The sequence below is a fragment of the Pedobacter cryoconitis genome (assembly GCF_014200605.1).
Lineage (GTDB): Bacteria > Bacteroidota > Bacteroidia > Sphingobacteriales > Sphingobacteriaceae > Pedobacter > Pedobacter cryoconitis_B.
The window spans coordinates 1,036,245-1,057,444 of the sequence record NZ_JACHCE010000001.1 but is presented as its reverse complement, the minus strand read 5'-3'; the positions used below and the strand labels follow the sequence as shown (position 1 = coordinate 1,057,444).

The window sequence follows — 21,200 nt, the reverse complement described above, 5'->3', positions numbered from 1 at the left end:
ATAAAAATCATTGAACCAGGACAAGAAATAAAAATATATATTTGATGCCTCATTCTTTAGAGAACCGGAGAAAAAATTTCATGTGTAATCAAATATATGTTTCAAAGCATTCATAGTTATATAGCCCGGTCTGTTCAGCTTTCACCGGCGGAGATAGCAATTGTCAATGAAAATCTGGAATACAGGTTAGTGCCTAAGAAAACTATTCTGTTAGCTGCGAATAATGTCTGCAATTTTGAAGCATATGTTGTTAAAGGTTGTATACGTGAATATTTCATTGATCCTGATGGTGTAGAACTAACGCTTGAATTTGCTGTGGAAGACTGGTGGGTAAGTGATATCACTAGTTTTGAGCATCAAACCAATAGTAAAATGTATATTGAAACATTAGAAGATTGTGAACTGCTGATGCTTTCGCGTGAATCTAAAGAAAGGTTATTGCAAGAAGTCCCTAAACTGGAGCGGATGTTTCGCCTGATGATCCAACGCCACCTCTCAGTTGTTCAAAATCGGTTATTTAAATCAGTATCCTATTCAGCAATGGATAAATACCTTGAATTTGTTAAACGTTACCCTTCTATACCGCAGCGTGTACCACAACACTATATCGCTTCTTATCTTGGTATAACTCCTGAGTTTTTAAGCAAACTCAGGACCAGGCAATTCAAAAAAGTGCTTTAATTCTCCAGCTGGGTTCGTTATTTTATGATTTGGATTTTAATGGGCCTTATGCCCATTTCAAAGCCAGATTGGGCAAGTTGAAGGTTTTTCATTTAGAGATTTATAGGCAAAAGGACAACTTTGGTTTAAAGAAACAAACAATGAAAACCATTCTGCAAAATAAAACAATCTATATTTTCTTATTGCTGCTTTGTTTATTAACTCAGCACGCTAATTCTTCAACCCTTCAAAAAGTGGACACCACCGGTACGGCCGGATTAGTATTTGAACCGGTTCAGGAGAATCCTGTTCCGGTTAAAAAAGATAAAATCATTATACACACATCTCAAAAACTGACTAAACCGATAAGATCACTTAGCTTATGGACCATTTTCCTAACAGGATTGCTGGGTGGTTTTGCAGCTATATTATTGCCTTGCATATTCCCCATGCTTCCCCTTACTGTCGGTTTTTTCACTAAAAGACATCAGGACAGGAAAAAAGGAATACTGGATGCTTTAATCTATGGCAGCTCAATTATTCTAATTTATGTGGGTTTAGGTATGCTGATTACCGTAGTTTTTGGAGCTGATGCACTAAATGCATTGTCTACAAACGGTATTTTTAATTTTATATTCTTCCTGTTACTGACTGCATTTGCAGCTTCATTTTTTGGTGCATTTGAAATTATCTTACCCAATAAATGGCTTAATAAAGCCGAAGAAAATACAGATCGTAAAGGCTTTACAGGGATATTTTTCATGGCAGCAGCTCTGGCCCTGGTATCATTTAGCTGTACAGGCCCTATTATTGGGACCTTACTGGTACAGGCGGCTACTTCAGGGGCACGTTTAGGCCCTGCAATCGGGATGCTTGGATTTTCAGTCGCTTTAGCTTTACCCTTTGTATTGTTCGCTCTTTTCCCTTCATGGCTCAATAGCCTGCCTAAATCGGGCGGATGGTTGAATAGCGTAAAAATTTGTCTGGGTTTTTTAGAGCTTGCACTTGCCTTAAAATTTCTCAGTAATGTAGATCTGACCTATCGCTGGCATATATTGGACAGAGAAGTTTTTCTGGTACTCTGGATTGTGATTTCTGCACTTTCAGGACTTTATCTGCTTGGTAAATTAAAGTTCAGTCACGACAGTGAAACCAGTCATATTACGGTACCCAGGCTATTCTTTTCCATTATTATCCTGTCATTTTCGATCTACATGATCCCAGGTTTGTGGGGAGCCCCACTCAAATCTATTGCCGCCTTTTTGCCACCACAATCAGGTCAGGATTTTGATCTCTACACCCCGCTGTTATCAGCAGGAAATCAAAATCAGCAAGTCCGGGAGAACAATTCGTTAGCTGATGTTAAACAGCCTCATAAATACGGGAATTTGTTTGACAAACCTTTAAACTTAGATCCATTTTTTGATTACAAAGAGGGAATTGCATATGCCAAAAGAATAAATAAGCCTGTTCTTATTGATTTTACAGGTCATGCTTGTGTGAATTGCAGAAAGATGGAAGCAACTGTCTGGCCTGACAGCAAAGTAAACGGGTTACTGAAAAATAGTTACGTTCTTATCCAGTTATATGTAGATGACAAGACTGATCTTCCAGTAAATGAACAGTATACCAGTAAGTTCAGCCATCGCAAAATCACAACTATAGGTGGCCTGAACAGCGATATTCAGGCCGCACAGTTCAACACCAATTCTCAACCATTTTACGTTTTATTGGATACACATACTCAGGCCCCATTAGTAAATCCGCAAGGAGCAGATTATGATCCTGTAAGTTTTTATAATTACCTTGAAGCGGGAATTCGCTTATTTAAAAAACAGAATTAACACAAACAAACCTTTTAAAATCATGATAAAGAAATACGGACTTTTAGGATTATGCATGGCTTTTTCCCTTTATACTTCTGCTCAATTGAATGTAAAACAAGGACATTGGCATGCTTCACTACAACGCAAAGACGGACACCATCTTCCATTTGAAATGGATATTCAGCAAAAAAATGGAATAACAACCTGTTATATCCTCAATAGTACTGAGCGTATAAAAACTGAAGATCCGGTCTATTCAGGGGATTCGGTTTTAATTAAAATGCCTGTATTTGAGTCTTATTTCAAAATTAAAATTATTAATAAAGATAGTTTGAATGGGATATGGGTTACTAAGGGAGAAAGTAAAGATATAATCTTACCCTTTGCAGCCTCGGCTGGAGAAGGCCGTTTTCCATACCGTAAAACAAACAACCCAAAACAAGTTCAGGGAAAATGGAGTATTGAGTTTACACGCGCCAATAAAACCAAAAGACCGGCCATAGGAGAAATAGTTCAGAAAGGTAGCTCTTTATCCGGATCTGTACTTACACCAGCTGGTGATTATCGCTATCTGGATGGTGTAGTTTCAGGAGATTCTTTATTCCTTTCTACTTTTGACGGTAGCCATGCACTTTTATTAACGGCAAAGATTAAGGGCGATAGTCTTAGCGGTTATTTTTATGCCGGTCAATCTGGCTTAGAAACCTGGACGGCAGTTAAAAAGGCTGATGTGGTTCTGACACCTGCTGTGACAGCGATTAAAGAAGGTAGTGATGGTAAACTCGATTTTACCTTCAAAGATCTGAAAGGCAAATCTGTATCACTTCAGGACGAACGGTTTAAGGATAAAGTTGTTATTTTACAACTGATGGGTTCATGGTGTCCGAACTGCATGGATGAGACTGCCTTTTTAAGCAAATATTATCTTAAAAATAAAGATCGGGGAGTTGAAATAATTGCATTGGCTTATGAACTGAGTACAGACGAAGAGCGTTCAAAAAAGAGTTTGCAAAAATTTCAGACTCAGTTTAATGTTCAGTATACCATATTAAATACGGGAGCTACTGCTGGAGACCCGCAAAGGACGGAAAAAACATTACCGCAATTGACAGCGATCAAGGTCTTCCCTACTACGATTATTCTCGATAAAAATGGCAAAATCAGTGATATTAATACCGCTTTTTATGGTCCTGGAGCAGGTGATTACCATTTAAAGTATAAAGAAAACTTTGAAAAGAAGATTAATAATTTGCTGGACCAGAAGCTATAAATAAATCCTGGATAATTCTTTGTGATCTTTCGGTTTGCCAGACTCAGGCCTCAATTTGCCTATTTCGACTTTTCATGACTAGGTCTGCAGATCAATTTGATTTCTATTTGTAACAGCAATTATTTAAGGCCACAATGATGGCTGTTACAAAATCATTTTTAAAGAAAATCATGAAAAGAACACAGTTAATTTTAGCTATTATCCTAATGGCAGGTTTATGGCAAAAAAGCAATGCACAAGATCTTGCTTTGCCAAATCCAAGTACCAAACAGACGATTATTCAGGAATTAGGGCTTGGAAAAGTTAGTATAACCTATTCCAGGCCTCATGTGAAGAACCGTAAGATATTTGGTGGTTTAGTCCCTTTTGGTCAGGTCTGGAGAACGGGAGCTAATGAGGCTACAGCCATTACTTTTTCCGAAAATGTAATTGTCGAAGGACATCATATCCCCGCTGGAACCTATGCCCTATTCTGTATTCCGGAAAAGGAATTATGGACGATTATACTAAACCGTGCAGTCGGTCAATGGGGAAGTTACACCTATAATCAGCAGGATGATCTGGTCAGGTTTACGATAAAGCCTGAACAAGTCACTGAGCAACAAGAATCATTTACTATACAGTTTATAAATCCAACCACGAATTCAACGGCTATGGCTCTTTCCTGGGACCACACTCATGCAGCTATTCATATAGCTGCTAATGATGATGCCAAAATCATGGCAAATATTGATCAGTTGATGTCAGCGGAAAAAATCACCAATCTGACTTATTTCAATGCGATACAATACTATTATATCAATAATAAAGATAACGATCAGGCACTGAAATGGATCTCAGGAGCAGAAAAAGCTTTTCCTAAAAGAGGGTCTTACAGACTCTTCGAATCTAGATTTTTGCTAAGAAAGGGTGATAAGGCCGGTGCGCGGTCAGCAGCCGAAGAAGGTATCAGACTTTCAAAAGAAAAACATGATGAGGAATATTTAAGGCTTAATGAGGAAGCACTTGAACTGGCTAAAAAATAATAGAAGCAATATCCGGATCATTTGATGATCCGGATTACCAGATACTGCAAAATTTTTAATTCCACTTTATTAATAAGGTAATTACAAAACTTCCAGAAGTTTACACAATTCTATGCTTAAATAAACTATTGGGACCATTTATGTCATAAAAAAGCAATAAGTAAAAGTAGAAAGCAAAAATATTTGTCTACCTACATGTAGGTTTATACATTTGATCTATCGTTAAATAAATAATCATGACTAACAATAGCACAAGGGATAAAATAATAGAGTTAGCGAGAAATTATATACAGACAATTGGATATCATTCATTTAATTATAAAATGATATCTAATGATCTTAATATTAAAAACTCATCTATCCATCATTATTTTCCATCGAAAGATGATCTGGCTGTAGCTGTTATAGAAAAAGATAAGATGGACTTCAGCGCTATGGCCAAAAGTCTCGAATCCCAATCACCAGCTGAAAAGGCTCAGGCCTTATTGAACAATTACGATGATTACTTTAATAATGGAAAAAAGCTTTGTTTGATCAGTACTTTCGGTTCGTCTTATAATGATATTTCAGAAAAAATTCAAAATGCAAGCAGTGCTTATGCTGTTTTAGTAAAAAAATGGCTTAGCGAAATTTTTAAAGACGGGCTTCTTTCCAAAGAATTTCACTTTAAACAAAGTCCGGAGGATATGGCTATTATATGGATGGCCACTCTACCAGGATCCCTTTTAGTAGGAAGAATTCATGGTGCAGTACATTTTGATAAAGTTATTGGCTTCTTAAAAAGTACCTTACTAGAGTAGTAAAAAAATTTGCCTCAACAACCTACCTGCATGAAGGTAGATAAATTTAATAAACCTTAAATAATAACACAATGACTTCTTACAATCATTTTACTGTTCCCAATCAATTTGTGGAAGCAGCAGGCATACGTTTTGCCTACAGAAAATTCGGACAGGAAACTGGTATTCCTATCATTTTATTTGGTCATTTCAGATCAAACATGGAAAACTGGGATCCGGCCGTTACAAATGGTCTGGCTAAAGATCGTCCTGTAATCCTATTCTCTAACGCCGGTATCGGCTTGACCAACGGTACTACTCCCGATACAGTAGCTGAAATGGCTAAAGATGCTATCCTCTTTATTGATGCCTTAGGCTTTAAACAAGTTGACCTTTTAGGTTTTTCACTTGGTGGTTTTATTGCACAGCAAATTACTCTGGAGCGTCCTGATCTGGTAAGAAAACTGGTATTAGGCGGAACCGGACCTGAAGGTGGACAGGATATGCTTACTTATATTCCAGAAGTAACCAGGGTAGCGACTAATGCAGTTCCTGTACTGGAAGACTTCCTGTACTTATTCTTCCCTCAGGACGAAACAAGTCAAAATGCGGGAAAGAAATTCTGGGAACGCAGACATCAACGTAAAACTGATCTTGAACCAGCAACATCTCCGGCAGTCATGCAGGCACAGGCCAATGCTATTGGTGCCTGGGGGATTCCAAATCCTGCTTATCCCAGATTAAAAGAAATCAAAAAACCTGTGTTGATTGCCAATGGATATAATGACCTGATGGTGCCTACGATTAATTCTTACATCTTGTTTCAGCACATTCTTAATAGCAAGCTGATTCTTTACCCGAATTCAGGACACGGTTTCCTCTTTCAGTTTCCACAAGAATTTGTGACTGACGTTACTTTATTTTTAGACCAGGCCTAAGCCATTAATTATAAAATTATGAAACGAATTAATTTAATATTATCCATAGTTCTCAGTTTAATCAACTTTGGAGATATTCAGGCACAGCAAAAAAATAAAACAGTTTTAATTGATTACCATCAAAATGCGCCAACTAAATTTATAGAAGCTGGTGGAACTAAATATGCATACCGCTCATTTGGGAACAATACCGGAATACCATTACTTTTATTACAACACTTTACCGGCACATTGGATAACTGGGATCCTGCAATCACCAACGGTCTTGCGAGGCATTTTCAAGTTATATTATTTGACAATAAAGGAATAGGTGCATCGCAGGGACAAACACCAGATAACATTGAAGCTATGGCACAGGATGCTATTTCGTTTATCAAAGCACTGGGTTTAAAGAAAGTAAATATATTAGGTTTTTCAATGGGTGGGTTCATTGCCCAACAGCTTATATTGGACGAACCTGCATTAGTTAACAAATTAATTCTGGCAGGAACAGGGCCAAAAGGCGGAACTGGCATAGCTGATATCATCACCCCATTAACAGCATCCTCTAAATTAGGTGACAATGACCAAAAACTCTTTTTGTTTTATACACATACTTCAGCAAGCCGGAAAATGGGACAGCAAGCATTAAACAGAATATACAAACGCAAAAAAAATCGTGACAGAGAAACAACTGGCCCAGCCATTCAGGCACAGTTAAAATCTATTTTGAGCTGGGGACAACCAGATGCTGAAGCTTTGAACAACCTGAAAAAAATTAAACTACCTGTATTAGTAGTTAATGGTAGCCATGACATTGTAGTTCCTACAATCAATTCTTATGTGTTATTCCAAAATTTAGTTAACGCCAGATTAAGCTTATACCCTGACTCGGGGCACGGTTCAATTTTTCAATTCCCTGAATTATTTTTGAACGAAGCAGTATCTTTTCTACAGAATAATTAAATCTTCAATACTTGTATTACTTAACAATTCAACAATGAAAATCACCTATTACGGACATTCTTGCTTCGCAATTGAAGCAGCTGGCAAACACATTTTATTTGATCCATTTATTTCTGGAAATGAGTTAGCAAAAAACATTAAAATCGATGAGATAAAAGCAGATTATATTTTTGTTTCGCATGGCCATTTTGATCACATATTAGATGTCACATCTATTGCTAACCGGACAGGAGCTACGATCGTAGCTAGCTGGGAATTGTACAATTATTTTAGCAATCAAGGTATAAAAAATGTATTACCTATAAATCCTGGAGGTAAAGCAGATTTTGATTTTGGAACGGTAAAGGCTGTCGTAGCGCAACATTCCAGTAGTTTCACGGATGGAACTTATGCAGGAATGGCGAGTGGTTTCGTTTTTAAAACAGATCATTCTAACTTTTATTATAGTGGAGATACTGCCCTTACGCTGGATATGACATTAATCCCGAAATGGGCAAATCTTGATTTTGCAGTTTTTCCAATTGGTGATATGCTAACAATGGGCGTAGAAGATGCAATTGAAGCCGCACAATTTGTTCAGGTAAATAAGGTTATTGGTGTTCATTATGATACTTTCGGATTTATTAAAATTGATCAGCATGAAGCAATTCAGGAATTTAAAAAGGCTGGTATTACACTTCAGCTACCACTGATAGGCCAAAGTATAGAAATTTAAATCATTCCTCTTCAGGTTCAGAAATGACCAGCTCAAGACTTGCTTAGTCTATTTCACTATTTATTGATTGGGGCTGACAGCTTATAGGAATACATTTGACTTAACAAATAAAATTAAAACAATGGAAAATAACATAATCTCAGAAGAAGTCATCAAAATTGAAAAAGTATTGTATACAGGTAAAACCAAAACTACTGGTGGACGTGATGGCGAAAGCCGCAGCTCAGATGACCGTTTGAATATCAAACTATCTTCTCCAGGAATCTCTGGGACCGGCACCAATCCTGAGCAACTATTTGCTTCTGGATGGTCAGCCTGCTTCATTGGTGCAATGGGACTTGCTGCTAATAAATTAAAGATAGCACTTCCTGCTGATCTGACTGTGCATGCCGAAGTGGATTTGGGAATCAGCGATAATGCTTACTTTCTTCAGGCCCGTCTTCATGTAAGCCTTCCTGGTTTAGAACAAGACATAGCAAGGTCACTTGTAGAGTCTGCACACCAGACATGTCCATATTCAAAACTTACAAGAGGTAATATCAATGTTGTAATCGATCTGATATAAAGGTCAGCTAATCTCTTTCAACAATTTGAACTTGCATACCCTTCTGATAAAATCAAAGGGGTATGCAAGTTTTTTAATAAACAACAGTTATTTATCTAAGAAATCCTTTGCCTGATCCAGGAACCGTGCCGGCTCTTGAAATATAGAACCATGTCCAGCTTCAGGAAAAAGATACAAGCGGGAATTTGGAATATTCTGATACAAGCTAAATGAATTTACTACTGGTACGAGTACATCAAAGCGTCCTTCAACAATTAAAACAGGTTGAGTAATAGTTTTAAGGTCTTCCAGCGTATGAGTAGCTGGCTCAGCCCAGTTTAAAACAGCTGTAACCTGTGCACCATTGCTTTGCTGAGTTGTCTCCGGGTCTCTATCAACAGTACGCTTATGAATTCTTTGAAGAGATTGCTGACCTAATTCTCTACCTGCAACTGAATGACTAAATAGCAAGTATAACAATTGCTCATCCGGGCTAAGTGTACTGATTTTTGTTAATGTACTACCCAGCTCAGAAAGTCCTTCACTTCCCTTAGGTCCCGTACCGGTCAGTATAACTCTGTTGACTAACTCTGGCTCAGTCAGAATAATCCGTTGAGTGATAAAGCCTCCCATTGAAAAACCTAATAAATTAACTTTACTATAGCCTAATGCCTTAATAAATATTACTGCATCCTTTGCCATATCATCAATCTTATCCGGTGTTTTTCCAGATGATGCACCTACGCCTTTATTATCAAATAATATGACTTTATAATACTTGGCAAGTCCATTGGTCACGGCTGGATCCCATCCATCTATTGAAGTAAATGAAGGTGCCAGCAGAATTAAGGGAATCCCGGTTTTATTACCTAAAACACGATAAGCATACTTAGTTCCCCCAGCTTCGATAAACTGGGTTTTAACTGTTTGATGGTAATCAATTGTAGTTTCTTCTTTTACAGGAGTAGTTATATCCTTTTTACAGGATACAATAATCAAAGCCAATAAGGCTAATAGTGTAATACGTTTCATCAATTGTGTTTTGGTTTAATGTTATTTATTTTATACCGTAATGGCCATTCATTAACTTTGAAAAAACAGATTCTGGCAGTATCGTTTTAAGAGCAGGAACTATAGTTTGTTCAAATTTCCCTGCAGAATAATTATAAGATGGATTTGATTGGGCTACTATTTTACAAACCAATCCTGCAAGATTAACGGGATCTGAACCTATGCGTTCATCTTCTTCCATAATAGCAATAGCAGCTTCGAACTCTTTTTCCAGGAGTTCATTATTTAGAATGAATGGCATTTTTACTCTGCTGGAAGTGAAATTTGTTTTAAAATCTCCAGGATTTATTACCGATACTTTAATACCTGTATTCTGCAATTCCATACGAAGACTCTGTGAGTAACCTTCAACAGCAAATTTAGAAGCACTATAAAGTCCCTGATAAGGCAAGCCAAATAAACCAGCCAGTGAACCTATGTTAATCACCAAACCTTTTTTCTCTTTAATCATCCAGGGCAATACAGCACTGCAGACACGTACCAGCCCAAAAAAATTAACTTCAAATTGCACTTTGGCAATAGCTACAGGAACAGTATAAAGAGGACCGGCAATTCCATTCCCTGCATTGTTTATTAAGACATCAATCTGACCTTCTGCAGCAATAATTTGTCTAACTGATGCATTGACTGAAACATCATTAATTACATCCATTTCTAGTGGAGTAAATGAGACATTCTTCATCTGTGTAATATCACGGCCTGTTCCATAAACCTGATATCCTTTAACAGATAGTGCGTTAGCCATAGCTAAACCTAAACCAGATGAAGCTCCAGTTACTAAAATTACTTTTTTCATTTTTTCGTATGGATTAGCAGAAACTAATGCTTTATGATTCCTAAGATATAAGACTGTAAGAGAGCCCCCCGGATCAGGGGCTTTAATAATTAAAGAAATGTTTATTTACGCAATGTTTTAAATGCTGCACGAAGTTCTTCTGCAAATAATTGCGGCTCTTCCCACTGGGCAAAATGACCTCCCTTTTTGACTTCATTGAAATAAATCAGGTTATGATAAGCTTTTTCTGTCCAGCTTTTTGGCGCCTGATAAATCTCTCCCGGGAAAACTGTTACCGCTGCAGGAATAGAAATATCAACTGCATTGAAGTTATTAGCATTATTTTCCCAGTAAAGCTGTGCTGATGAGGCAGCGGAATTAGTTAACCAGTATAAAGAGATATCATCCAGAATTTCGTCTTTAGTCAAAGATTTCTCAGCATCCCCGCCACTATAAGTCCATTCATTCATCTTATCGTAGAAAAATGCAGCTAAACCGGCCGGAGAGTCCGAAAGACCATAACCCAGTGTTTGTGGCCGGGTCACCATCATTGCGGCATAACCACCACCTTTTGTATATAAATGATTCAGCGAATTAAAAGCAGCGTTCTCTTTTTCAGATAAGCCTGCTGGTGCCGGATCACCGTTTTTCAATGCCAGGGCAACATCTGCAGGAACTGTAGCAGGCATATTTACATGGATTCCTAATAGACCTGCTGGTTGTTGTTTAGCCATTTTATCGGCAACAACAGATCCCCAGTCACCACCAGAGGACACGTAATTTGTATAGCCAAGACGTTTCACTAATACATCCCACGCTTTTGCAATATGGTCTGCATCCCAGCCTGTACCTGTTGGTTTACCAGAAAAACCGTAACCTGGCATAGAAGGGATGATGACATCAAATGCATCTTCAGCTTTACCTCCGTATTGGGTAGGATCTGTAAGCGGGCCAATGATTTTAATCAATTCGAATACCGATCCTGGCCAGCCATGGGTAAGTAGCAAAGGAAGAGCATTTTTATGTTTGGAGCGCACATGTACAAACTGTATATCCAGGCCATCAATCGTCGTGATAAACTGAGGTAACGCATTTAATTTAGCTTCGGCCTTTCTCCAATCATAACCAGTGCCCCAGTATTGAACCAATTTCTGTATCCTGTCTAATTTAACACCCTGACTCTGGTCAGCAACGGTTTCTTTTTCAGGCCAGCGGGTTGATGTTATGCGTTTACGCAAATCAGTAATCGCCGACGAAGGAACACTGATGTGATAAGGACGAATGGAAGCTGAAGATTGAGCAGTAGTCTGTGCGAAGCCGGATGTTCCTGTTAATAGGAAAACACTGGTCACTATTGCCCCGGCAAGTGTTAATTTGTTCTTTTTCATAATCTGTTTTTTAAAATTCTTCCAAAAGTATCCTCCTCATCGCCCTCCCCCAATCAGCAAACAGGTCAAATAGCCGAAGCAGGTTTTGAACTGGTCATTTTTGGGAATGAAGTAAGAGATGATTCTTTGAACATCTGATTAAAACAGGTATATTAAAAAGGCAGCTATAAACTTATATTTGCGATCAGATTATTTTTGCTATTTCATCTACTATAGAGACATATTAGCCATTCTTTCTTCCGGACAGGAAAATCTTTGATCACAACCGGGGATATAGCAGTTGACACTAATGCATTCAAAGTAAAACTCCGCTCAATTGCTTTGATCTTCAGCTATATCATTGGCAAACTGAGGCCTATTTTAAATACATTATGATAAGCCTTTAACCTGTTTTTTGCAGTTCTTATATTCTCAAAAGTAAGATCAAAATCTATATCTGCTTTTAAATCAGGATAGATTATCAAACAATCAATAGCCGCATTTTCATCTTTTATTAATTCATTGTTCTGATCTACAATGTTTAATTTTCTAAGCACCTTATTTAATCTTGCATAACCAGCAACCTGACGAATATCTTCATGCACTAAAGAACTGCTGTATTTCATCTTATATTTTGCATCAATAACCATTTCGAATCCTGGTTTACTGATTAAATAATCCAGTGAATTTCCATATGTGCTAAATTGATAATGTATATGCTGATGATCCAGTGGATTATGAGTTAATAATTTCTGATAAACATAGAGCTCAAACAACCTGGGCGTATCTATCCAAAAAGGTGGTATTGTATTGAACTCTGCTGCTGTCTGCGATAGATTATAAGCGAAACGTTTCAGAATGTATTTTCCTGTTTTGATTGCATTTCTATATTCTTTAAAAAAGGGGTTATGTTTGAAATGCCGCAACTGCTCGTCACTTTCTAGCAGACTTACCTGCTCAAAAGCAGGATGAACATACGTAAGAAGACTTTTGATCTTACCTATATTACTTCCAAACATACCAGCATGATTTTCTACATATTTTATAGTAAAGCTTAATACAGTTTTCAGGAAACGATTCTCTATATGGTCAACTCCAAAAAGCTGATACTCACAATAAGTCTTTGTAACACGATTCTTCAAAATGTTTTGCTTTATCTGCTGGCTGACCAGTACCTTTCCTTTTACACGATTGTTCAAATGCTCCTGTACTTTATAATAGGACTTTTTCAATCCTTTACGCACAATTGTCTTTAATAAATTAAGAAAATGAACCACCAAAAAAGGTGTTAACTGATCACTATTTTGCTTTATACTGAGTTCAGGGGAATCCCAGTCTATAAAAACTAATCCGTCTGTTTCATGAGATACACTTTCATCTGTCATCGCATCCAAAAGCATTCGCAGATAATTAACTTCTCTGTAATTATTGATTTCTTTAACAGACTCCTCTAAATCTATTTTTATTTTCTTATCAAGAATGTCTGTTACCAGCTCATCTTCTGGATTCTCCAGTTCCAGAATAGTATTGAAACAGGTAGCATCAAATAAATTTAGCTTTGGCTCTACTTGCAGATACCGGCCATTTGGAAATAGCCAATCAACACCAATATAATAGCCTGCACGAATAATAAAATTATTTTCCTCTTTATTGAAATCAAAGCAGTTTTGTTTTTTACCTCTGGATATTTTAAAAGTTCTGGGCTTAACCATTTCCAAAGTTTCATAATCAGCTTTTTTTAAAGATAAGGTAAAACACGCTCTATTGTAACTGCCCGAATCTTCTTCTTCACTGTATTGTATTTTGCATGACTGATGCTCTGCTAAGATTATACCCATAAGTTAATTGATCTTGATATTTTTTATGGCTTCTTTTGCCGACTCCTTTAACACACCATCTTTTATATATTCCAGGAGAATTGGTTTTATCTCATACGCCCATCGTATTTCCATTTCCTCTTCATTTTTATAAATAAAATAAGAATGACCTAGCCAAACATCCTCCGGATTAAAGTCCATAGATAAATGTACAGAACGCTCAATATCTCCTACAATAGTAGAATAATCAATATCTTCTGTAAAATCTTTAACGAATAAATTGCTTACTGTCTTGAACAGTCCGTTATCAAATTTACAACCGTCCAAATCTTTTATACTTTTGGGTAGTACATTAACAAAAGCGAAACGTCTGCGTATGGCATAATCTATGTGCCCAACACTGCGGTCGGCGGTATTCATAGTACCAATAATGAAAAGATTAGGTGGTAAAATTATTTTAGCTGAGCCATTAACTTCATACATTGAATCTAATGCTTTTCCTCTATATTCTAATGCATAAATTAACTCTCCTAACACAGAGGACAGGTTGGCTCTGTTGATCTCATCAATAATGAGGACGTAATTGTTTAAAGGTATTTTTGTCTTTTGTATACGGTGTTTCTGTTTCTGAAATGTTTTAAAAAACTCGTTGAAGTTATGATAATATGATGCGTGCTGTCTGGTTAATGCATTTAGAGATTTTTCTTTAACGATTTTCTGACGGGTATCTAAATTCAGATTAATGATCTTTTGCAGCTCATAGAAATTCATATTTAAACCATTTGGATGTGCAGTCCAATTGTCTCCTTTATATTTAAATCGTTTATCATCAACATAAAAAATATAAATAACATCAGATAACATAAATTTACCTTTTTCATCAATCGTTTCAATAATATGATCAATAAAATCACTAAAACGAACTTCTGAATTACCTTCATTCTCCTGTTGGCTCAGGATATAATTTTCTAACGCTACTTTTGAAAATTGAGCTAATGTTTTATTCTCTGCCTCATAAATAATCTGCTGATTTTCTTCATCAATCCTGGATACAATTCCCCTGACAAAATCTTCGTAGGTATAAGAAGGATGGAATTGCAAAAGCTTAATAAATTGTTCTTTATCCGGATTATCGGCTAATTCAAGATGTCTGTAAATATGTTTCGCTACCGCAGCACTATAAGAATCATTTCCTCCTTTCAACTCGCCTTCTCTCTCCCATGCTTTTTTCTTATACATAGCACATATTTCCTCAAATTTTGGAATATAGGTAGTCCCTTTTGAACTTTCAACTTTTACACCTGATGATTCAAGACCCAAAATTTTATAACTAATACCGTCCCTGGCACTTTTTATTTTTACTTTGCTGTTACAGTATTTTTTGATAACCTGCTCATCAATAAAGGATGGAATATTTAGCTTTTCAATTTTATTAGTTAAACATAAACGATCGGCAATTAGTTCTGCAAGACGCGTCTTTCCCGTTCCTGGAGGCCCCTGCAGAATGATTTGTTTTTTGTAATGAAGCAATTCAATCTCCTGATTATAACCATTCTCTATAATTTCACTCATATCATTATTTGGGATTTCTGCATCATTATCTCTTAATAAATCATAACTCTGCCAAGGATAAGTCATTAATTTATATGGATCTTGTAAACTGGAATGGGTTTTATAATAATCTAAAACTTCAAAGCTATTCTCAAACCAGTCCGATCCAATTTTAAGCTTACAATCTTCAATATTTTGGTTTAATAGTGACATTAAGTGTGTAAGATTTCCTTCATTAACGATCGTACATAATAATTCTGGTTGCAAACCAGCGATCATTCTATTCGTTGCTGCCTTTCTATTCTGATCTGTAAATTTTCTGATTACGTTTTTAAGTTTGTGATAGACTTTATAAAGTGGCTTATCCTGGCTCTCAGCAATTTCTTTTAAGAGTGGTGCAAGCTCATGCCAGTTCTTCTTTATTTTCTCCTTTTCGCTTTTAGTGAAATACCCTTGCCGCAATGAGGAGACACACTGATCGTTCGATTTTTCAAAAAACTCCCTAAAGACATCCTGATCCCACTCTTCTATTGTATTTTTTCCAGAAGCTTCTGTGATGAACTTTGGGACATAAAAATTATACCTGGTTTTCCAGTCTTCCCATATTTCTATTTCTCTTTCTAAATCTTGAAGGATCATTTTATTTAATGTTTAATTTAAAAGCTATTAAATTTCAATTATTACTTATAAAAGTAAAAACAATAAATTATAAGTTTATTTATTGTTATCAAAAATACACAGCATTATTAAAATATTAATACGGAAAACCGTAACACTTAAAACAGGAATTACCTCATTTTTGATATTTCGGCATTCAATTTCAATCAAGTAGCATTATTCAAATTGAATCCTGATTAAGATTAGCCCAATCTTGTCATCTTACATAAGGCACTTATATTTAATTACTTAACCCTCATTTTTATTTCCCGCTTATATGATCACAAATTCAAACAAAGAAAATCAGCTTGGTTTACTTAACCTGGTGGTATTTGTATTGTCTATATATGTTTTAATGGCAATCCTGGTAGACACAATTTTCGTCCTTCCAAAAGAAACATCAATCCTGCTTACCTATATTGATAATACAATCTGTGTATTTTTCTTTACCGAATTTTGCATTCGTTTTTACAAAGCGGATGATAAAAGTGCTTTTATGAGATGGGGCTGGATTGACCTGATTTCTAGCGTACCTGCCATAAGTTATCTCAGGGCCGGACGTATCCTTAGACTGATCAGATTATTACGCCTTATCCGTGCTTTCCGTTCTACACAGATGTTTGTTAAATATGTTTTCAGGAATAAGGCAAAAGGAGCTTTCACCTCGGTAACCATACTTGCTATATTACTCATCATATTTTCTTCAATCGCCATTTTACAGGTGGAGAAAGACCCTAACAGTAATATCAAATCAGCAGAAGATGCAATCTGGTGGTCCTATGTAACAATCACTACGATAGGCTATGGTGATAAATTTCCGGTAACTACCGAAGGCCGCATTATCGCAGCTATATTAATGACTGCGGGAGTTGGCCTGTTCGGTACGTTTACGGCTTATGTGTCAAGCTGGTTTGTAGTCGTGAAAGAATAACATTTAAGGAGCTGCCTCCAGGATTGGAATACTCCCTTACTGATAAAGGAAGCAGATGCAGTGTTATCGTTTAAAAGTGGTCAAATAGAAAAAGCCCCTTTCGTTTCTACTATAGCGGATGGACTGCTGAAAGAATGAAAATTATAATTGAGCCTTCTGCTGCTGTTCCGGTAGCTGTGGTATTGAAATATGCCGATCGGTTTGCTGGTAAAAAGGTAGGTATTATTAGTTAATTGGTGCCCTGTTTCATCAAATTGCGTCACGCTGATTCATATATTTTTTACAGGATAATATTTCTTTTAAACGCGCATCCCAGCTCCATGATAGAATCTGTTTTAGCAATACCCTGAATATTATCTATTTTTTCATAGAGTACTTTTCTCATATGCTCATGATTTTTAGCAATGATTTTCAGATATAAGGTATAAGAACCTGAAATATAATAACATTCGGTAACTTCCGGGATTTTCTTTAATTCTTCAATAATACGATTCGAGTCCTGATCTCTTTCGAGCGTGATCCCGGTAAAGGCGCCCCAGTCATAACCAATTTTCTTCTCATCTAATACAGGTTTAATCCCTGCTAATATCCCTTGTTCGGTTAACCTGGATATTCGCTGATGAACCATTGTGTTCGATATACCAAGAGTGGAAGCAATAGCCGAATAAGCCATTCGTCCATCTATTTCCAGTTGTTTTAATATTTGAATGTCAAATTCATCAATATGATCCATGAATTATTTAAGATTAGTTTTTTTTTAATACGCTTATTAACAACAAATATACTTTCAAAATCAATTAAAAAGTCAAATTAACTTTTTACAAGCACAAAATAATAAATATTACTATCTTCGTGCTTAAGAGAGAATCAATTATGAAAATTTCAGCAAACTTAAGTAAAAGCGAAGAGCTAATAGAAAAAGAAGAAAGATATGGTGCACATAATTACCACCCGCTACCTGTCGTTTTAGAAAAAGGAAAAGGCGTCTTTGTCTGGGATGTTGAAGAAATGAGATATTATGACTTTCTTTCTGCCTATTCAGCAGTAAACCAGGGACATTGTCACCCAAGGATTATTGATGCACTTAAAGATCAGGCAGAAAAACTTACGCTGACTTCCAGGGCATTTCATAGTGACAAATTAGGTGATTTTGAAGAGTTTGTCTGTAATTTATTTGGTTATGATAAGTCATTGCTGATGAATTCGGGTGTGGAAGCAGTTGAAACAGCGATGAAACTTTGTAGAAAATGGGCCTACCAAATCAAAGGTATCAGTCCTGATGAGGCTAAAATTGTCTTTGCAAATGGAAATTTCCATGGCAGAACTATTTCTGTAATCTCAGCTTCTAATGATGAAAGCGCGAAAAAAGACTTTGGTCCTTTTGTCAGTGGAATAGCCCATGTCCCATATAATGATGTGGATGCTTTTGAAGCTCTCTTAAAAGCGGATAAAAATATTGCAGGTTTTATTGTTGAACCTATTCAGGGTGAAGCTGGTGTTGTGGTACCAGACAGTGACTATCTGGTGCGTATTAAGGCACTTTGTCAAGCCTATAATGTTTTATTCATTGCGGATGAAATCCAAACCGGAATTGCCAGAACAGGAAGCATGCTGGCTTCATATGAAGTGAATTCTGAGGATAAAAGTAACCAGCCAGATATTTTGATCTTAGGAAAAGCAGTTTCAGGTGGTGTATTACCAGTTTCAGTAGTACTGGCTAATGATGAAATCATGCTGACCATTAAACCAGGCGAACATGGTTCAACATACGGAGGAAATCCTTTAGCATGTGCAGTATCCAGAGAAGCCATACAAGTAGTTATTGATGAAAATCTTGCTGAAAATGCATATAAAATGGGAAAACTGTTCAGGGCAGGATTAGAGAAGATTGCAGAAAAAACGGACATTATTCAGTCAGTGAGGGGTAAAGGGCTATTGAATGCCATTGTTATCAACTGTACGGAAGAATCTGATATGGCCTGGGACATCTGCATGAAGTTTAAAGAGAACGGCTTACTCGCCAAACCTACACACGGAAATAAAATCCGCTTCGCCCCACCATTAGTAATTACTGAAGAGCAAATTATCGAAAGCCTTGGCATTATTGAGAAATCATTGTTAAGCGTTGCTTAAGATCTGATCAAAAGAAAGAAGCGCCTGAAGGCAGACTTGCGATGTCTGTTTTCAGGCGCTTCTAAAATATTGATGGATTCTGTTCTTGCTTATATCTGTACTCTTGTTTACAATTCTCTTTTCATCTCCAACTGACTTATATTTTTTGAAACGCCAAGGCTTTTCAAAAATGCAATGGTTTCTAAAGAACTATGATCAACATTATTGATAAACAAATCTTTTGGATCAATCAACCCGATCATTGTATTGACCAGCTGCGTTGCTACACCTTTACGTCTGTGTTCAGATGAAACTGCAATTTGCCGTATTCTCCTTAAAACAGGATCATAGATTATATATCCAATTAATTCTCCGCCGATATAAGCCCCGGCTACACTACAGCGGCCTTTACTGTTTTCAAGAGTTATTACAGAATTTTGCCAGGAGGGTTTCATTGTCCAGAAAGAATTAAATTTACCCCAATCAAAATGATCTAATTCTTTAATTAGTGCTACAGGAGGTTTTTCTACCGTTTTAACTGCTCCGCTAAAACAATCCAGTGTTCTATTTACCTTATAATCCATTTTTTCATAAGACCGGATAGCAGAATTATTCCCTTCAATTACCTCTAATAGCATTTGCGCTACACCTGATATCTTTAATTTCGGTAATAAATAAGCATACATCTGTCCCACTAAACCTTGTCCGCGGTAATTAGGAATAACACCTGTTGCAGCATTATATGCCGATAGTTTTCCATCAACATTATTCAGTCCGTGTAGCATAAAACCAATCAATTTATCCGATGAAAAGACACCGATGGATAAATCCAGGCGTACGTTTTCTGTAAAAATCTTATAGGCTAATTGCTCTGAATTAAGTTGTAAGGGTATTATATAATCAGAAAACGATTCATTTAATACCTCTGCTATTCTATCTATTTCAATTTTTTCTAACGTAGTGATCTCCATCTTTTAACCCTTAAACACAAAAAACATTCATCTTTCTACTTAAGTCTCTTAAGTAATTTTATTTTTAATTTCAATGACAGGATATATAAGCCATATTCGCACAACTATCCCTTTTTGATAAATTTTGCACAATATATTAATATTACCGGAATACAGTATAGAAATTATCGCCGATATAAGAAAAAGACGTTCTATTATTGATGAACACGCTAAAATATGAATAGGCGCTTTACCCGTTTATTCAGGGTCACTTTCTTCTTTAGCAATTTCTTCCAGTTCTTTAAGATTAGTGTCTATCGGGTTTGCTTTTAAAAGCTTTGCAAAGAAAGTAAGATTACCAATCATATAACGCAGGGTAGAATTGGTATAAAAATATCTTTCACCTCCGGCTTCTGCATAATTTTTATCGCCTCCGGCTAAACCAACCCAATAAGCATTTACATTAGGGGGAATGGTAAAGCCAAGCTCCTGCATAGACCAAAGTAGCTGGGCAGCACAGGAATGCGCACCATCCTCATTACCGGTAATTAAACATCCGCCAACCTTATTGTAAGTAAAATATTGTCCGGTCTTTTCATCAGTAAATCCTTCCTCGTGAAAGATCGCATCCAGACGTTCAATAATACGCTGTGCTGTGGAAGCCAGATGCCCCATCCATATGGGTGATGCAATGATAAAAATATCACAAGCTTTAATCTTTTCCAGTATCAATTGCCATCGTCCCCTTCCCCGGCATCGGTAACATTTCCTGGTTTAATGTGATAATCAACGATCCGGAGAATCTCTGTTTCTGCACCTTTTTCTTGAAGTTGAGTTACAGCTTTTTTGATCAGCCTTTCGGTATTTGAGAATTGAGGCGATGGTTTTAGTGTACAGTTTATGATGAATGCTTTCATATTTAATGTCTAAAGATTTCCCCGGGCAGAACATCCTTCTGATAACATTGTTTTATATAAATGAACGTTAATGACAATATCACGCTAAACTATCCAGCCGAAAAATGCAGGAATAGTTCTAAGAAATAAAAAAAACCAAATTTTCTTTACCTAAACAACACCAGTACAGAGCCATACAGAAGGATTATATAGATTTATCGTAATTTATTTGTTTTTATAATTAACTAAAATTATATTAGAGATACGTTTTAATCAAATATAAACACTTATATGTTTATTTCTTATTGTGTTTTTAAAAAAACAAAACATACCCATACTATAAATTACAAAAAAATTGTATTTATAGCGGG

18 protein-coding genes and 1 pseudogene are annotated in these 21,200 nt (G+C 36.4%); 11 read left to right on the top strand and 8 right to left on the bottom strand.

Annotated features, from left to right (window positions below):
* Positions 1-96 precede the first annotated feature (96 nt).
* The 9 genes from HDE68_RS04775 to HDE68_RS04735 all read left to right on the top strand — a co-directional run bounded on the left by HDE68_RS04775 (position 97) and on the right by HDE68_RS04735 (position 8,723).
* A complete protein-coding gene (locus HDE68_RS04775) occupies positions 97-681 on the top strand; it encodes a Crp/Fnr family transcriptional regulator (protein WP_183879418.1) in 585 nt (194 codons plus the stop codon).
* A gap of 140 nt (positions 682-821) precedes the next feature.
* On the top strand, positions 822-2,504 hold the full coding sequence (locus HDE68_RS04770) for a protein-disulfide reductase DsbD family protein (RefSeq protein ID WP_183879416.1): 1,683 nt from the start codon (positions 822-824) through the stop codon (positions 2,502-2,504).
* 22 nt (positions 2,505-2,526) lie between these two features.
* Entirely contained in the window at positions 2,527-3,756 is a 1,230-nt protein-coding gene (locus HDE68_RS04765) for a peroxiredoxin family protein (RefSeq protein ID WP_183879414.1), read from the top strand.
* A gap of 170 nt (positions 3,757-3,926) precedes the next feature.
* Entirely contained in the window at positions 3,927-4,781 is an 855-nt protein-coding gene (locus HDE68_RS04760) for a DUF2911 domain-containing protein (protein WP_183879412.1), read from the top strand.
* Positions 4,782-5,017: 236 nt separating this feature from the next.
* The gene (locus HDE68_RS04755) at positions 5,018-5,581 is read left to right on the top strand and encodes a TetR/AcrR family transcriptional regulator (protein ID WP_183879410.1); all 564 of its coding nucleotides are present in this window, start codon (positions 5,018-5,020) and stop codon (positions 5,579-5,581) included.
* 71 nt (positions 5,582-5,652) lie between these two features.
* Entirely contained in the window at positions 5,653-6,498 is an 846-nt protein-coding gene (locus HDE68_RS04750) for an alpha/beta fold hydrolase (protein ID WP_183879408.1), read from the top strand.
* A gap of 18 nt (positions 6,499-6,516) precedes the next feature.
* A complete protein-coding gene (locus HDE68_RS04745; protein ID WP_183879406.1) occupies positions 6,517-7,443 on the top strand; it encodes an alpha/beta fold hydrolase in 927 nt (308 codons plus the stop codon).
* Between the two features lie 34 nt (positions 7,444-7,477).
* Positions 7,478-8,158, top strand: a complete 681-nt coding sequence (locus tag HDE68_RS04740; RefSeq protein WP_183879404.1) for a metal-dependent hydrolase — start codon at positions 7,478-7,480, stop codon at positions 8,156-8,158.
* Positions 8,159-8,279: 121 nt separating this feature from the next.
* Positions 8,280-8,723, top strand: a complete 444-nt coding sequence (locus tag HDE68_RS04735; RefSeq protein ID WP_183879402.1) for an organic hydroperoxide resistance protein — start codon at positions 8,280-8,282, stop codon at positions 8,721-8,723.
* Between the two features lie 87 nt (positions 8,724-8,810).
* On the opposite strand, the gene HDE68_RS04730 is transcribed toward HDE68_RS04735, so the two are convergent.
* The 5 genes from HDE68_RS04730 to HDE68_RS26355 form a co-directional block, all read right to left on the bottom strand.
* Complete coding sequence (locus HDE68_RS04730; protein WP_183879400.1) at positions 8,811-9,734, bottom strand: alpha/beta fold hydrolase; 924 nt, start codon at positions 9,732-9,734, stop codon at positions 8,811-8,813.
* Positions 9,735-9,759: 25 nt separating this feature from the next.
* The gene (locus tag HDE68_RS04725) at positions 9,760-10,569 is read right to left on the bottom strand and encodes an SDR family oxidoreductase (RefSeq protein ID WP_183879398.1); all 810 of its coding nucleotides are present in this window, start codon (positions 10,567-10,569) and stop codon (positions 9,760-9,762) included.
* Between the two features lie 101 nt (positions 10,570-10,670).
* Complete coding sequence (locus HDE68_RS04720) at positions 10,671-11,936, bottom strand: epoxide hydrolase family protein (protein WP_183879396.1); 1,266 nt, start codon at positions 11,934-11,936, stop codon at positions 10,671-10,673.
* Positions 11,937-12,268: 332 nt separating this feature from the next.
* Positions 12,269-13,753, bottom strand: a complete 1,485-nt coding sequence (locus HDE68_RS04715; protein WP_183879394.1) for a 5-methylcytosine restriction system specificity protein McrC — start codon at positions 13,751-13,753, stop codon at positions 12,269-12,271.
* A 3-nt stretch (positions 13,754-13,756) separates the two neighbouring features.
* Positions 13,757-15,922, bottom strand: coding sequence for an AAA family ATPase (locus tag HDE68_RS26355; RefSeq protein WP_221300663.1), 2,166 nt, complete (start codon positions 15,920-15,922; stop codon positions 13,757-13,759).
* 295 nt (positions 15,923-16,217) lie between these two features.
* On the opposite strand from HDE68_RS26355, the gene HDE68_RS04700 reads away from it, so the two are divergent.
* Positions 16,218-16,871: a potassium channel family protein gene (locus tag HDE68_RS04700; protein ID WP_183879392.1), complete on the top strand. Its 654-nt coding sequence runs from the start codon at positions 16,218-16,220 to the stop codon at positions 16,869-16,871.
* A gap of 280 nt (positions 16,872-17,151) precedes the next feature.
* Here HDE68_RS04700 and HDE68_RS04690 read toward each other — a convergent pair whose 3' ends face one another.
* Positions 17,152-17,604, bottom strand: a complete 453-nt coding sequence (locus HDE68_RS04690; RefSeq protein ID WP_183879390.1) for an Lrp/AsnC family transcriptional regulator — start codon at positions 17,602-17,604, stop codon at positions 17,152-17,154.
* A gap of 140 nt (positions 17,605-17,744) precedes the next feature.
* Between HDE68_RS04690 and rocD the strand changes: the two genes are divergently transcribed.
* Positions 17,745-19,004: an ornithine--oxo-acid transaminase gene (gene rocD / locus HDE68_RS04685; RefSeq protein WP_183879388.1), complete on the top strand. Its 1,260-nt coding sequence runs from the start codon at positions 17,745-17,747 to the stop codon at positions 19,002-19,004.
* Positions 19,005-19,111: 107 nt separating this feature from the next.
* Here rocD and HDE68_RS04680 read toward each other — a convergent pair whose 3' ends face one another.
* Positions 19,112-19,954, bottom strand: a complete 843-nt coding sequence (locus tag HDE68_RS04680) for a GNAT family N-acetyltransferase (protein WP_183879386.1) — start codon at positions 19,952-19,954, stop codon at positions 19,112-19,114.
* 237 nt (positions 19,955-20,191) lie between these two features.
* A pseudogene (locus HDE68_RS04675) lies at positions 20,192-20,850 on the bottom strand (flavodoxin family protein).
* Positions 20,851-21,200: the final 350 nt, after the last annotated feature.